A 15,187-nucleotide genomic window follows, 5' to 3' on the forward strand; every position below is an offset into this window, starting at 1 on the left:
AAAGAAACACGCTGCATGGAACCGATCAAAGTAGGACTTTTGGGCTTCGGCACGGTCGGCAGCGGCACCTTCACGGTGCTGCGCCGCAACCAGGAAGAAATCAAACGCCGGGCGGGCCGCGGCATCGAAATCTCGCGCATCGCCGTGCGCACGCCGTCCAAGGCCGAAGCGGCCACGGCGCAAGGCATCGCAGTGACGGACGACTTCAACGCGGTGGTGGACGACCCGTCCATCGCGATCGTCTGCGAAATGATCGGCGGCACGGGCTTCGCGCGCGAACTCGTGCTGCGCGCCATCGCCAACGGCAAGCACGTGGTCACCGCCAACAAGGCGCTGCTCGCGGTGCACGGCACGGAAATCTTCGAAGCCGCGCGCGCCAAGGGCGTCATGGTCGCGTTCGAAGCCGCGGTGGCCGGCGGCATTCCGATCATCAAGGCGCTGCGCGAAGGCCTGACGGCGAACCGGATCGCGTACATCGCCGGCATCATCAACGGCACCACGAACTACATCCTCTCCGAAATGCGCGATCGCGGGCTCGACTTCGCCACCGCGCTCAAGGCCGCGCAGGAACTCGGCTACGCGGAAGCGGACCCGACCTTCGACATCGAAGGCGTCGACGCCGCGCACAAGGTCACGATCATGAGCGCCATCGCGTTCGGCGTGCCGGTGCAGTTCGAGCGCGCCTACGTGGAAGGCATTAGCAAGCTTGCCGCCATCGACATCCGCTATGCCGAAGACCTCGGCTACCGCATCAAGCTGCTGGGCATCGCGCGGCGCACGGAGCAGGGCATCGAGCTGCGCACGCATCCCACGCTGATCCCGGCGAAGCGCCTGCTGGCGAACGTCGAGGGCGCGATGAACGCGGTCGTCGTGCATGGCGACGCGGTCGGCACCACGCTGTACTACGGCAAGGGCGCGGGCGCGGAGCCGACGGCGTCGGCGGTGGTCGCGGATCTCGTCGACGTGACGCGCCTGCATACGGCGGATCCGGAGCATCGCGTGCCGCACCTGGCGTTCCAGCCGGACAGCCTGTCGAACACGCCCATCCTGCCGATCGACGACGTGACGAGCGGCTACTACCTGCGCCTGCGCGTCGCCGACGTGACCGGCGTGCTCGCCAACATCACGCGCATCCTCGCGGACAAGGGCATTTCCATCGACGCGCTGTTGCAGAAGGAATCGGAGGAAGTGGACGGCGCCGGCAAGGGCGAGACCGACATCATCCTCATCACGCACGAGACGGTGGAAAAGAACGTGAACGCGGCGATCGCGGAGATCGAGGCGCTGTCCACGGTGGTCTCGAAGGTGACGAAGCTGCGCATGGAAGCGCTCAACTGATCAGGTACGTGACATGAACTACATTTCGACGCGCGGCGCGGGCAGCAACGAGCGCCACACGTTCTCCGACATCCTGCTGGGCGGACTCGCGAAAGACGGCGGGCTGTATCTGCCGGCGGAGTATCCGAAGGTCAGCGCCGACGAACTCGCGCGCTGGCGCACGCTGTCGTACGCGGATCTCGCGTTCGAGGTGCTCTCTAAGTTCAGCGACGACATTCCTGCCGCCGATCTCCGCTCGCTCACGCGCAAGACCTACACCGCCCAGGTGTACAGCAACGTGCGCCACGAGGAAAGCGCGGTGCAGATCACGCCGCTCAGGACGCTCGGCGTCGAGAACGGCACGGCGCTGTCGCTGCTGGAGCTGTCGAACGGTCCGACGCTCGCGTTCAAGGACATGGCCATGCAGTTGCTTGGCAACCTGTTCGAGTACGCGCTGGCGAAACACGGCGAGACGCTGAACATCCTGGGCGCCACCTCCGGCGACACCGGCAGCGCCGCCGAATACGCGATGCGCGGCAAGGCCGGCGTGCGCGTGTTCATGCTTTCTCCGCACAAGAAGATGAGCGCGTTCCAGACGGCGCAGATGTTCTCGCTGCAGGATCCCAACATCTTCAACCTCGCGGTGGAAGGCAACTTCGACCATTGCCAGGACATCGTGAAGGCCGTCTCGAACGATCACGCCTACAAGGCGCGCCACAAGATCGGCACGGTCAATTCGATCAACTGGGCGCGCGTCGTCGCGCAGGTCGTGTACTACTTCCGCGGCTATTTCGCGGCGACCACGGACAACAGCCAGCAGGCGTCGTTCACGGTGCCGTCGGGCAATTTCGGCAACGTGTGCGCGGGACACATCGCGCGCATGATGGGTTTGCCGATCGACCAGCTGGTCGTTGCCACGAATGAGAACGACGTGCTCGACGAGTTCTTCCGCACCGGTGTGTATCGCGTGCGCGGCGCGGCGGAGACGTATCACACCACGAGCCCGAGCATGGATATCTCGAAGGCGTCGAACTTCGAGCGTTTCGTGTACGACCTGCTCGGACGCGATCCGGCGCGCGTGCTGCAACTGTTCCACGACGTCGAGGAAAAGGGCGGCTTCGACCTCGCCGCGAGCGGCGACTTCGCGCGCGTGAAGGAATTCGGCTTCGTGTCGGGCAAGAGCGGGCACGACGACCGCGTGAACACCATTCGCGACGTGTTCGAGCGTTATCACACGATGATCGACACCCACACGGCGGATGGCGTGAAGGTCGCGCGCGAAAACCTGAAACCCGGCGTGCCGATGATCGTTCTCGAAACCGCGCAGCCGATCAAGTTCGGCGAAACGATCCGCGAAGCGCTGAATCGCGAGCCGGAGCGCCCGGCGGCGTTCGCGGGACTTGAAAAACTGCCACAAAGGTTCGATATCGTTCCTGCGGATGCAGACGTCGTGAAAGCGTTCATCGCCGAGCGCACCTGACCACAGGAGCGCATCCGCCACGGGCGGAGCGTCGCGGGAACGCACGGGGCGCAGCGGGCATCGCTGCGCCCCGAATCGTTTTGACGCACGCTTTTGCGGCACGCGCGAAGGCCTTCCGGGCCTGAACAAGGCTCAAAGCCCGCCAAAAGCTGCTAAAATCTCAGGTTTTTCGTCGTACTCCATTCGAAAGGACGCGCCGTGCTGTCTACCGCCAACATCACCATGCAATTCGGGCCCAAGCCCCTCTTCGAGAATATCTCGGTCAAGTTCGGCGGAGGGAATCGCTATGGGCTGATCGGGGCGAACGGCTGCGGCAAATCCACCTTCATGAAGATTCTGGGCGGCGATCTCGAGCCCAGTTCCGGCAACGTGATGCTGGAGCCGAACGTCCGCCTGGGCAAGCTGCGCCAGGACCAGTTCGCTTACGAAGACATGCGCGTGCTCGACGTCGTCATGATGGGCCACACCGAGATGTGGGCCGCGATGACCGAGCGCGACGCGATCTATGCCAACCCCGACGCCACCGACGACGACTACATGCGCGCGGCGGACCTGGAAGCCAAGTTCGCGGAATACGACGGCTACACGGCCGAGGCGCGCGCGGGCGAGCTGCTGCTGGGCATCGGCATCAACATCAGCGATCACAACGGCCCGATGAGCAATGTGGCGCCGGGCTGGAAACTGCGTGTGCTGCTGGCGCAGGCGCTGTTCTCGAAGCCCGACGTGTTGCTGCTCGACGAGCCGACCAACAACCTGGACATCAACTCGATCCGTTGGCTGGAAGACGTGCTCAACCAGTACAACTCGACGATGATCATCATCTCCCATGATCGCCACTTCCTGAACCAGGTGTGCACGCACATGGCGGACATGGACTACGGCACGCTGAAGGTCTGGCCGGGCAACTATGACGACTACATGCTGGCCTCCACGCAGGCGCGCGAGCGTCAGCAGGCCGCCAACCAGAAGGCGAAGGAACGCGTGGCGGACTTGCAGGACTTCGTGCGGCGCTTCTCGGCCAACAAGTCGAAGGCGCGTCAGGCCACCAGCCGTCTGAAGATGATCGACAAGATCAAGATCGAGGAATTCAAGCCGTCGTCGCGTCAGAACCCGTTCATCCGCTTCGAGTTCGAAAAGAAGCTGCACAACATCGCGGTAGTGGCGGAAGACCTGACCAAGAAGTACGACCGCACCATCTTCCAGAACTTTTCGTTGTCGGTGCAGCCGGGCGAACGCATCGCGATCATCGGCGAGAACGGCGCGGGCAAGACCACGCTGCTCAAGTCGCTGAAGGGCGTGCTGGATCTCGATCACGGCACGGTGAAATGGGCCGAGAACGCGAATGTCGGCTACATGCCGCAGGACACGTACGAGGAGTTTCCGAAGGACGAGACGCTGACCGAGTGGATCGACCAGTACCGCAAGGAAGGCGACGACGAGCAGATGATGCGCGGCACGCTCGGCCGTCTGCTGTTCAATGCGGACGACATCAAGAAGAACGTGAAGGTGCTGTCGGGCGGCGAGAAGGGCCGCATGATCTGGGGCAAGCTGATGCTCGGCCGCCACAACGTGCTGCTGATGGACGAGCCGACCAATCACATGGACATGGAATCGATCGAGTCGCTGCAGATCGCGCTCGAGAAGTTCGAAGGCACGCTGATCTTCGTGTCGCATGACCGCGAGTTCGTGAGCGGCCTGGCGGACCGGATCATCGAAGTGAAGACCGACGGCACGTTGCGGGACTTCGGCGGGAATTACGAGGACTTCCTGGCGAGCCAGGGGATTCAGTAAGTCCGGCAACTGCGCGTCAAATGCAACGGCCCGTCTCGCAAGAGCGGGCCGTTTTTGCGTCTGCTTCCAGATTTACAGATGGTCGTTGCGGAACCGCATCGCGGTGCCTTCGCGCCGTATGCGTTCCCAGACCACGCGCTTCTCCTCATCGGAGAGAAACACCCAGTTGGACACCTCGACGGCCGTCCGGCCGCAGCCTTTGCAGACATCGTCGAAGAGGGTGGAACACACGCCGATGCACGGGCTGTCGGGCTGATCGTGAAGGATGGAAGACATAAGAACGGGTCATGGCCCGCCGCCGTCCGCAATGCGGCCCGGCGACCAGGCGATCGGAAACAAAAGAAAACTCAGCGCGCGATACTGTAGCCTATCCGCGCGATCCAGTGATGTCGCTGGTTGTAATCGAGGATATCCTCGCCGTAGCCGTTGAAGTAGCTCACGAACAGATACCCGCCCCATGCGCTCCCGATCAGCTTGGCCAGCGGATACGTGAGCTGCGAATCGACGCTGCCGTACCAGTGCTTCGTGCCCTTGCGCAGCGTGGTCGCGAGTTGCAGCCCCTCCGGGCTGCCGTACTTCACGAGAAAGTCCACATACCCGCGATAATCCGCGATGTCCTGATTTCCCGACTTCGACAGGTAATAGTAGAACTTCGGCGAGAGCGTCAGGTGATTGCTGTCGAGGTCGCCGAATTCCCAGGTGGGCCGCACGAAGGCGATGTTGATCGCCCGCGAATCCGCGCCGCTCTTGCCGTTCGATTCATGCCCGATACCCGCCGCCATGCCCATGCGCGTATAGAGCGGACTGTTCCAGCCCGTGTCCTGCACGTAGTAGAACAGCTGCGGCTGGAAGCTGATGTCGCGGAACGGCACCGACTCCGCGGAGAGATTCCAGATGGCCGTCTGCGTATAACCGAAGTAGAGGTTGTCCAGGAAGCCGCGCGAACGCGGATCGTCCGGCAAATGCAGCCGGTACTTGAAGCTGAACTGGAATTTCGCGAGGTTGTCGCCGTTCTTGCCATCGGCGAAATAGATCGGCTCGAAGCTCGAGAAGCGGCCCGACAGCAGGGTATCCGCCGTCGAGGTCGGCGCCGCCTGCGTGTTGGCCGCGGCCGTGGCGGTCGCGAGTTGCGAGGGCGTGGTCGCCTGTGTTTCGCGATGCTCGGCGGCCGCCACCTGCGTCTGCGACTCGCCGCGGTTGATCGTGACCAGCATCGGCGAGGCGTCGAAGCCCACCGGATCGATCTTCACGGTGCCGCGCGCCGCATCCGGCCAGGGCGCTGAAAACCGCACCCGTCGATACTGCCCCGGCGCGAGCCGCAGACGGTCGGGCACCTTGGGATCGCGCGTGAGCGTCAACGGCGCGGGCGGCAGGTCGCCGTTGGTCAGATTCACGGTCAGTTGTTTCGGCACATCGACGGCGAGTGCTTTTGCGTCGTCATCGGTATAAAGCAGCGTCAGTTCGAGCGGCTGGGAAGCCGCCGCTTCGCGCGCGGGTTGCAGCACGGCGACGGTAGCGTGAGCGGCTCCGCTCGCGCACAACGTGGCGAGCAGCAGGGCGTGAGCGGGAGAAAGCCGTCGTGGGCGGTAAGGCATGTCTGGTTAGTGTCCTGTTGCAGGCGAAATCCAGCACGCTGCGGCGTGCTGTGGCGTGGTCCGGCGGGGTCTGACGAAGCGGCAAGAAATGCCGCGCGTCGGGATGAGGTAGCGAAAATCATGCCTCGACGCCCCACTTGCACGGAAACAGCCAGATTTAACCCGAAAACACCGCCTGCCAGAGCATCGCGCCGTTCAACGCGACGATCACACCCGCGCAGCCCCACGCCAGCGCGAGCGGCAGGCGTGCGACCCGCCAGCGGCCCATCAGCCGCGCATCGGACGCGAAGCTGACAAGCGGAATCACCGCCAGCGGCAATTGCAGGCTCAGCACGACCTGCGTCGCGACCAGCAGCGTGTTCGAGCCGTGCTGGCCGAAGCACGCCACCGCCACCAGCGCCGGACCGATCGCGAGCGCCCGCGTCGTCAGCGCACGCGCCCAGCGCGCCATCTTGAGCCGCAGAAAGCCTTCCATCACGGCTTGTCCGGCCAGCGTGCCGGTGACGGTCGCATTGAGGCCGCAGGCGAGCAGCGCGGCCGCGAACACGACGCCCGCCCATTGACTGCCGACGAGGGGCGCAATCAGCCGGTGGGCATCGGCGAGATCTTCGACGTCGGTGTGGCCGCTCGCATGAAACACGGCCGCGGCCACGATCAGCAGCGACGCATTGACGACGAACGCCAGACCGAGCGACGCGAAGGTATCGATGTTCACGCCACGCAGTGCCTGCCCGATCGACACGTCGTCGCGGCCGCGCGCATGGTCCCTGACGAGCGTGGAATGGAGATACAGGTTGTGCGGCATCACGGTAGCGCCGAGCACGCCGGCGGCGAGCCACAGCATGCCCGCATCGCGCACGAGCTGGGGCGAGGGTGCCACGCCGCGCAGCGCGTCGCTCCATGACGGATGCGCCAGCGCCAGTTCGACCACGAAGCAGACGCTCACGAACAGGATCAGCGCGGTCACGACGCGCTGCAAGGGCCGTCGCCCGCGGCTTTGCAGTGCGAGCATCGCGAACGTGCCGACCCCCGAGAACAGCACGCCCGCCGTGAGCGAGATGCCGAACAGCAGCTGCAACGCCACCGCGCTGCCGACTACTTCGGCAACGTCGCACGCGATGATCGCGATCTCGCACGCCACCCATAGCGCGAAGTTCGTGCGAGGGCCGAAACGTTCACGGCACAGCTGCGCGAGATCGCGGCCCGTGACGACGCCCACGCGCGAGGCCACCCATTGCAGCAGCATGCCCATCAGGCTTGCAACCAGCACGACGAAGAGCAGCGAATAACCGTAGCGCGCGCCGCTGGCGAGGGCTGTCGCCCAGTTGCCCGGATCCATGTAGCCCACGGCGACGAGCGCACCCGCGCCGGCGAACGAATACCAGCGCCCGCCCGAGCGCGGCCCGCGCCGGCGTGGGGCGTCCCGCTCGTCCAGATTCGCCGGGTGCGACTGCGCGTCGGATTGCGCGGCGGACAGTGCGCCAAGCGTGGACGGGTTGGTGTTCATGCGAAGGCGGCCTCGAATAGCGGGCAACGGCGCAGCGATGACGTGCGGTCGTTGCGGGTTCTGGACGCGCCGCATGCACGGCGCTCGTCGCGAGCCGCCTGTACGGCGCTCGTCGCGCGCCGCATAGGCGGCGCTCGTCGAATTGGCTCGCAACAACTGTTCCGCTGGCTATTCGTGGTCGGATGCCGCAGCCCATTGTTCCGCTTGCCGCCTGAAAGAAACTGAAAGGCGGGCAAGGGAAGGGCATGCCGGCAGCCGACCACAGATAATGACACCCCATCGGCACAAGGCGCCCGCGGTCCCTGTGGCGAGTGTGGTTTTATCAGGTGCCGCAGGGGGCGATTAGGGCTAAAATGCGCGCTCCCCGCGGGTGCGGTTTGCATCGTCGAAGCTTGCTGCGCAAGACTTCCGGACCGACGTGCCGCGTGGTTGTAGATTTTGTGCGACAGGCGGCCCGTTAATTTTTGTCGCGCTTGCGTTTAATGGTAGTTTTCGGGGTTTTGAGGGGCGTCGCGCGCCAGGGTCGGGCCTGAAGCGACCGGAACTTCAACCGGTGGCGGAAGCGCGCGGCACGACGTCTTGACAGTCGCAACAACGGAGAATCGAGATGAACGAGAAACTGGCGGGCCGCATGGCCAAGCTGGCGGGCGCGCTGACCTGCGCCGCGATGTTGACTCCGCTCGCTGCAATGGCGAAGGACACGCAGCTGAACGTGTACAACTGGTCGGATTACATCGCCAAGGACACGATTCCCAACTTCACCAAGCAAACCGGCGTCAAGGTGAAGTACGACAACTACGACAGCGACGACACCCTCCAGGCCAAGCTGCTCACCGGCAATTCAGGCTACGACATCGTCGTGCCGACCAGCAACTATGCCGGCAAGCAGATTGCCGCCAACATCTTCTCGCCGCTCGACAAATCGAAGCTGCCCAACCTGAAGTATCTCGATCCCGACCTGATGAGGCTGGTCGCGGGCGCGGACCCGGGCAACCAGTACACGGTGCCCTGGGCGTACGGCACGACCGGCCTGGGCTACAACGTCGACAAGGCGAAGAAGCTGCTCGGCGACAACGTCGAACTCAATAACTGGGACATTCTCTTCAAGCCCGAGAACATCTCGAAGCTGAAGGCCTGTGGCGTGTCCGTGCTCGACGCGCCCGACCAGATGTTCGCGGCCGCGCTGCACTACATGGGCAAGGATCCGATGAGCACGAACCCGGCCGACTATCGCGCGGCCCTGGCGATGCTGAAGAAGATCCGCCCGTACATCACGCAGTTCAACTCGTCGGGCTACATCAACGACATGGTGGGCGGCGACATCTGCTTCACCTACGGCTGGTCGGGCGACGTCGTGATCGCCAAGCATCGCGCGGTGGATGCGAAGAAGCCGTTCAAGATCGAGTACTACATTCCGAAGGGCGGCGCGCCGGTGTGGTTCGACGTGATGGCCATTCCGAAGGACGCGAAGAACAAGGAAGCGGCGCACGAGTGGATCAACTACATCGAGACGCCGCAGGTGCACGCCGCGATCACCAACGCGGTCTACTACCCGAGCGCGAACCTCGAAGCGCGCAAGTACGTGGACAAGGACGTCGCCAACGATCCGGCCGTGTACCCGCCGCAGGACGTCATCAAGACGCTGTTCCTGCTGAAGCCGCTGCCGCCGGAAATCCAGCGTCTGCAGACGCGGCTCTGGACCGAGTTCAAGTCCGGCCGATGATTAAGACACGCCGGCCGCGTTCCTGAATCGACGAAGCCCCTGGTCCTCCGGGGGCTTTGTTCGTGCGGAATGCAACTGCGGCAGCGACGGGCAACGATGGCAATGATGGGCAATGGCGCGCGCAACGCGGCGCAACTACGCAGGAGTCGGACAGGCAATCATGAGTGAGCAGTCGAGCGCGTCGCAGGCGGCGCCGAATGGATCGGGTGGATCGGGTGGACCGGGCGGAGTCAATGGCCGGCAGGAGCCGCGCGGCACCTTGTCCGGCACGAGTCTCACCGACAACTTCGTGCAGGTCGTCGATGTCGTCAAGAAGTTCGGCGAGACTACGGCCGTGCGGGGGGTCAATCTGTCGGTGAAGAAGGGCGAACTGTTCGCGCTGCTCGGCAGTTCCGGATGCGGCAAGTCCACGCTGTTGCGGATGTTGGCCGGCCTCGAGTCCGTGACCGAAGGCCAGATCCTGATCGACGGCGAAGATCTCGCGCAGATGCCGCCGTATCGGCGGCCGGTCAACATGATGTTCCAGTCGTATGCGCTGTTTCCGCACATGAGCGTGGAGTCGAACGTTGCGTACGGGCTCAAGCAGGAAGGCGTGCGCGGCGCGGAGCTGAAGGACCGCGTCGACACCGCGCTCAGGCTCGTGCAGATGGCGCCGTATGCGAAGCGCAAGCCGCATCAGCTCTCGGGCGGCCAGCAGCAGCGCGTGGCGCTAGCGCGCAGCCTCGTCAAGCGCCCGAAGCTCCTGCTGCTCGACGAGCCGATGTCCGCGCTCGACAAGCAGATTCGCCAGCGCACGCAGATCGAGCTGGTGAACATTCTCGATCAGGTCGGCGTGACCTGCATCATGGTGACGCACGATCAGGAAGAGGCCATGACCATGGCCAACCGCCTGGCCGTGATGAGCGAAGGGCAGATCGTGCAGCTCGGCACGCCGCACGAAGTCTATGAATTCCCGAACAGCCGCTTCTCCGCACAGTTCATCGGTTCGACCAACCTGTTCGACGGCAATGTCGTGGAAGACGAACCGGATCACGTGTTCGTCGAATCGACGGACCTGCCGGTGCGCCTCTATGTGAACCACGGCATCACCGGGCCGCTCGGCATGCCCGTGACGATTTCCGTGCGGCCCGAGCGCATTGCGCTGACGCGCAAGCCGCCTGAAGGCGCCTATAACTGGGGCCGCGGCAAGGTGAGCAACATCGCGTACATGGGCGGCTACACGCTGTATCACGTGACGCTGGATTCAGGCAAGGTCGTGGTCGCGAACCTGTCGAGCCTGGCGATCGGCGAAATCGATTCCCCGACCTTCGACGACGAAGTCTACGTGCGCTGGAGCGCGTCGGCCGGCGTGGTGCTGACGTCATGATGGCCAACCTGTTCCGGCGCATGGGCCTGTCGGGGCGCACGCTGGTGATCGGCGGGCCGTATCTGTGGCTGCTGCTGCTGTTCTTCGTGCCGTTCCTGCTGGTCGTGAAGATCAGTTTCGCCGACAGCCAGCTCGGCATTCCGCCGTACACGGAACTGGTCGCGCTGAAAGACGGCGTGATGAATATCGCGCTCGATTTCTCGCACTACGCGTTCCTGGTGCAGGACAGCCTGTACTTCGCGACCTACATGAATTCGCTGCTGGTCGCGGCGGTCTCGACGCTGCTGTGCCTGCTGATCGGCTATCCGATGGCGTATTACATCGCGCGCTCGAATCCGGCTTCGCGCAACCTGTTGCTGATGGCGGTGATGCTGCCGTTCTGGACGTCGTTCCTGATCCGCGTGTATGCGTGGATCGGCATTCTCAAGAACAACGGCCTGCTCAACAACTTCCTGATGTCGATCGGGCTGATCCATTCGCCGATCGAGCTGTATCACACCAACATCGCGGTCTATATCGGCATGGTGTATTCGTATCTGCCGTTTCTCGTGATGCCGCTGTACGCGCATCTCGTGAAGATGGACCTGACGCTGCTCGAAGCGGCCTACGACCTCGGCGCCAAGCCGTGGAAAGCGTTCGTGCAGATCACGCTGCCGCTGTCGAAGAACGGCATCATCGCGGGCTGCCTGCTCGTGTTCATTCCGGCGGTGGGCGAGTACGTGATTCCCGAACTGCTCGGCGGCGCGGATACCCTGATGATCGGACGGGTCATGTGGAACGAGTTCTTCGATAACGCCGACTGGCCGATGGCCTCCGCCGTCACTTGCGCGATGGTCCTGCTGCTGCTCGTGCCGATGGCGCTGTTCCAGCACTTTCAGGCGAAGCAGCTGGAGGGCAAGCGATGATCAAGACCAGTCGTCCGTTGCAGATCACGTCGCTCGGCATCGGCTTTGCGTTCCTGTATATCCCGATCCTCAGCCTGATCGTCTATTCGTTCAACGAGTCGCAGCTGGTGACCGTATGGACTTCGTTCTCGCTCAAGTGGTACCGCGCGCTCTGGTCCGACGACGAGCTCATCAACGCCGCGTGGCTCTCGTTGCGCATTGCGTTCCTGACCGCGTGCGCGTCGGTGGTGATCGGCACGTGGGCGGGCTTCGTGCTCGCGCGCATGGGCCGCTTCAGGGGCTTCACGCTCTATACCGGCATGATCAACGCGCCGCTCGTGATCCCCGAGGTGATCCAGGGCATTTCGTTGCTGCTGCTGTTCGTCGAGATGGCGAAGCTGATCGGCTGGCCCGCGGGGCGCGGGCTGTTCACGATCTGGGTCGGGCACGTGATGCTGTGCATCTCGTATGTGGCGATCATCGTGGAGTCGCGCGTGCGCGAGCTGAATCCGTCGCTGGAGGAGGCCGCGCTCGATCTGGGCGCGACGCCCTTGCGCGTGTTCTTCACGATCACGCTCCCGCTCATCTCGCAGGCGCTGGTGGCGGGATGGCTGCTGTCGTTCACGCTGTCGATCGACGATCTCGTGCTGTCCGCGTTCCTGTCCGGGCCGGGCTCCACGACGCTGCCGCTGGTCGTGTTCTCGCGCGTGCGGCTGGGCCTCAATCCGGAGATGAACGCGCTGGCGACGTTGTTCATCGCGGTGGTGACGGTCGGGGTGATCGCGGCGAATTACTTCATGCAGCGCAGCGAGCGCAGAAGGCTCGCGGGGGTGATGTAGGTATTATTGCGAAGGTTTGATGATGCGCGGCCCCACGTCGAAAGACGCGGGGCCGCGTGCGTTTCCGACCTTCAGACGGCGGCGAGATGGCGTGCGAAGGTGGCTGGATCGGTATTGGTGCCGCACAGCAGTACGCCGACGCGCTTGCCTTGCAGGCGTTCTCGCAGCGGCCCGAGCAGGGCGGCGGTGGCGGCGGCGCAAGCCGGCTCGACGGCCAGCTTGAGTTCGCCGAACAGTTGCAGCATGCCGTGCCGCAACGCGTTGTCCGACACGGTGACGATCTCGTCGATATGCCGCCGGCACAGCTCGTAGCTGTACTGCTCGGTGTGCGGCGCCATCAATGAATCGGCGATTCCGTGCATCGCGCCCATCTTGATCGTGTGTTTGGCTTCGAAGCTGCGCTTCATCACGTCCGAGCCTTCCGGTTCGACGCCGTACACATGCAGTGACGGATTCGCGAGGCGCATCGCGGTGGAGACGCCCGCCGCGAGTCCGCCGCCGCCGATCGGCAGGATGACCGCATCGAGATCCGGCGCCTGCGAGGCCCATTCGTAGCCGAGCGTGGCCGTGCCGAGCACGGTGCGATAGCCGTTGAACGGATGGATGAACACGCGTCCTTCTTCCGCCTCGACGCGGCGCACGACATCAAACGCTTCCGCGACGTTCTCCGCGAACACGACTTCCGCGCCGTAGCGCCGGCACAGCGCGACGCGCGCGGGGCTTGCGCTGCGGATGATCACGACCTTGGCGCCCACGTCCATGCGTTGCGCGGCGTAGGCGACCGCCACCGCATGATTTCCCGCCGACACGCAGGTGACGCCTGCCGAGCGTTCACTGTCGGTGAGCGCCAGCAGATTGGAGAACGCACCGCGGGCCTTGAAGGTGCCGCTCGCCTGCAACAGCTCCATCTTGAAGGTGACGGGCGTGCCTTCGAGCGTCGGGAAATCGTGACGCTCGAAGGTGGGCGTGCGGGCGACCCAGGGCGTGAGGGCCATGTGCTGCCCGGCGATGTCGTCGAGCGTGGGGATCGGCGTGCCGTCGATCGTGTTGTCGGAATGGTGCGTGTCGGTGGACATGACGCGTAGTGGCTTGGGTTGGATCAGCGTGCTTGCGCTTCGACGGACATGCTGTGGATGAACTTGCCGAGGAACGCTTCGCACTGCGCGAGCTGTTCGAGCGACACATATTCGTTCGCCTTGTGCGCCTGTTCGATGTTGCCGGGCCCGCAGACGATGCTCGGCACACCCGCGTTGGCGAACAGGCCGGCTTCGGTGCCGTAGGCGACCTTGTGTTTTTCCTGGTCCGCGGTGAGGGCGCGCACGAGTTGCGTGATGGCGGCTTGCTCGGTGGCGTCGAGGCCGGGCGCGGAGGCGAGCTTCGTGAATTCGATGGCGGCGTTGCCGTGTTCCTTCAGCATGCGCGGCAGCAGCGTCTCGCGTGCATAGGACTCGATGCGCCCGAAGATCTGATCGGGATCGATGGTCGGCAGGTTACGGAATTCGAACTCGAAGTTGCATTCGGCCGGCACGGTGTTGATGGCGTTGCCGCCCTTGATGGTGCTGGTCTGGCCGGTGGTGAAGGGAACGTCGTAGAGTTCGTCGAACGGGCCTTTGGCGCGGAACTCGTCGACGAGGTCGCGGATATGGCAGATGAGGCGCGCGGCGTACTCGATGGCGTTGAGGCCTTTCGGCGTCAGCGACGAATGCGCGGCGAAACCGCGCACGCAGCAGTGATAGGTGTTGATGCCCTTGTGGGCGATGATCGGCCGCATGGAGGTCGGTTCGCCGACGATGCAGCCGTCCGGTTGCAGGCCGCGCTTCTTGAGGTCGGCGATCATCAGCGGCGCGCCGGCGCAGCCGACTTCTTCGTCATACGAAAGCGCGAAGTGAATGGGTTTGGCGAGCTTCGTGGCCTGCATTTTTGGCAGCATCGCGAGTGCGGCGCCGATGAAGCCTTTCATGTCGCACGAGCCGCGGCCGTAGAGGAGGCCGTCGCGGACCTCGGGCTTGAAGGGGTCGCTGTGCCAGTTCTGGCCGTCGACGGGTACGACGTCGGTATGGCCCGACAGCACGATGCCGCCGTTGGTCTGGCCGTCGTGGGCCGGGACCGTGGCGAAGAGATTGGCCCACTGGCCGCGTGGATCGTTGGTGATCGTGGCCTCGATGCCCGCGCGGCGCAGTTCGTCGCGGACAGTTTCGATCAGGCCAAGGTTGGGGTTGCGGCTGACGGTATCGAAAGAAATCAGTTTTTCGATCCAGGGGAGGGAGAGCGGTGAGGCGTTTCCGGATGAGGACGATGAGGCTTCGAGATGCGCCTGGTCAGCGATCTGTGACATTTTTTGGCTCCTGCGGGTAGGGTTTGATCATAGCCCAAAAACGCTCGTTCCCTCGCTTGGGGTTTGGGTTGGCGTTTCGCTCGCGCTTCGATGGATTTGACGGTTTTGCGTCGGGTGACAGGGCTCTGACGTTCGCCTGTGCTTCTATGGACTGAGGTTCCCTCGGTTTTTCGCCTTCCAGAGGCCCCGGGTTATGCAGCCGCATCCCTTGTCCGCTGAGCCACAACCCAGTCTTGCATGAACTGGGTTGCCGACACGAAGCCAAGCGATGAATGACGACGACTGCGGTTATAAAACACTTCGATGTATTCGAACAAGTCCGCGACGGCTTCGCGTTGCGTGCGGTACCT

13 protein-coding genes are annotated in these 15,187 nt (G+C 63.9%); 7 read left to right on the top strand and 6 right to left on the bottom strand.

What is annotated here, in order from left to right:
* Positions 1 to 15 precede the first annotated feature (15 nt).
* The 3 genes from QCE62_RS06665 (at position 16) to QCE62_RS06675 (ending at position 4,588) form a co-directional block, all read left to right on the top strand.
* Complete coding sequence (locus tag QCE62_RS06665) at positions 16 to 1,338, top strand: homoserine dehydrogenase (protein WP_309915740.1); 1,323 nt, start codon at positions 16 to 18, stop codon at positions 1,336 to 1,338.
* A 13-nt stretch (positions 1,339 to 1,351) separates the two neighbouring features.
* Complete coding sequence (gene thrC, locus QCE62_RS06670; RefSeq protein ID WP_309915743.1) at positions 1,352 to 2,797, top strand: threonine synthase; 1,446 nt, start codon at positions 1,352 to 1,354, stop codon at positions 2,795 to 2,797.
* Positions 2,798 to 2,995: 198 nt separating this feature from the next.
* On the top strand, positions 2,996 to 4,588 hold the full coding sequence (locus QCE62_RS06675; protein WP_309915744.1) for an ABC-F family ATPase: 1,593 nt from the start codon (positions 2,996 to 2,998) through the stop codon (positions 4,586 to 4,588).
* 72 nt (positions 4,589 to 4,660) lie between these two features.
* Here QCE62_RS06675 and QCE62_RS06680 read toward each other — a convergent pair whose 3' ends face one another.
* From QCE62_RS06680 to QCE62_RS06690, 3 genes are all read right to left on the bottom strand, one after another.
* Positions 4,661 to 4,864, bottom strand: a complete 204-nt coding sequence (locus QCE62_RS06680; RefSeq protein ID WP_309808206.1) for a DUF1289 domain-containing protein — start codon at positions 4,862 to 4,864, stop codon at positions 4,661 to 4,663.
* A gap of 71 nt (positions 4,865 to 4,935) precedes the next feature.
* Entirely contained in the window at positions 4,936 to 6,183 is a 1,248-nt protein-coding gene (locus QCE62_RS06685) for a phospholipase A (protein WP_309915747.1), read from the bottom strand.
* Positions 6,184 to 6,340: 157 nt separating this feature from the next.
* Positions 6,341 to 7,690, bottom strand: coding sequence for an Nramp family divalent metal transporter (locus QCE62_RS06690; RefSeq protein ID WP_309915750.1), 1,350 nt, complete (start codon positions 7,688 to 7,690; stop codon positions 6,341 to 6,343).
* A gap of 607 nt (positions 7,691 to 8,297) precedes the next feature.
* Between QCE62_RS06690 and QCE62_RS06695 the strand changes: the two genes are divergently transcribed.
* The 4 genes from QCE62_RS06695 (at position 8,298) to QCE62_RS06710 (ending at position 12,502) form a co-directional block, all read left to right on the top strand.
* Complete coding sequence (locus QCE62_RS06695) at positions 8,298 to 9,413, top strand: polyamine ABC transporter substrate-binding protein (protein WP_309915752.1); 1,116 nt, start codon at positions 8,298 to 8,300, stop codon at positions 9,411 to 9,413.
* 160 nt (positions 9,414 to 9,573) lie between these two features.
* Complete coding sequence (locus QCE62_RS06700) at positions 9,574 to 10,779, top strand: polyamine ABC transporter ATP-binding protein (RefSeq protein ID WP_309915755.1); 1,206 nt, start codon at positions 9,574 to 9,576, stop codon at positions 10,777 to 10,779.
* Positions 10,776 to 11,684 (top strand): ABC transporter permease subunit, encoded by a 909-nt coding sequence (locus QCE62_RS06705; RefSeq protein WP_309808212.1) that lies wholly within the window; start codon positions 10,776 to 10,778, stop codon positions 11,682 to 11,684. The genes QCE62_RS06700 and QCE62_RS06705 overlap by 4 nt, the downstream gene beginning before the upstream one ends.
* A complete protein-coding gene (locus QCE62_RS06710) occupies positions 11,684 to 12,502 on the top strand; it encodes an ABC transporter permease subunit (RefSeq protein WP_309919672.1) in 819 nt (272 codons plus the stop codon). Before QCE62_RS06705 ends, QCE62_RS06710 begins: the two co-directional genes overlap by 1 nt.
* A 71-nt stretch (positions 12,503 to 12,573) precedes the next feature.
* On the opposite strand, the gene QCE62_RS06715 is transcribed toward QCE62_RS06710, so the two are convergent.
* The 3 genes from QCE62_RS06715 to QCE62_RS06725 form a co-directional block, all read right to left on the bottom strand.
* On the bottom strand, positions 12,574 to 13,578 hold the full coding sequence (locus QCE62_RS06715) for a threonine/serine dehydratase (protein WP_309915758.1): 1,005 nt from the start codon (positions 13,576 to 13,578) through the stop codon (positions 12,574 to 12,576).
* A 23-nt stretch (positions 13,579 to 13,601) separates the two neighbouring features.
* Positions 13,602 to 14,837, bottom strand: coding sequence for an acetylornithine deacetylase (gene argE, locus QCE62_RS06720; RefSeq protein ID WP_309915761.1), 1,236 nt, complete (start codon positions 14,835 to 14,837; stop codon positions 13,602 to 13,604).
* Positions 14,838 to 15,028: 191 nt separating this feature from the next.
* The coding region (locus tag QCE62_RS06725; protein ID WP_404987352.1) for an IS3 family transposase at positions 15,029 to 15,187 on the bottom strand (159 nt) is incomplete at its 5' end.

It is taken from the genome of Caballeronia sp. LZ033, from assembly GCF_031451265.1.
In the GTDB taxonomy this organism is placed as follows: Bacteria; Pseudomonadota; Gammaproteobacteria; order Burkholderiales; family Burkholderiaceae; genus Caballeronia.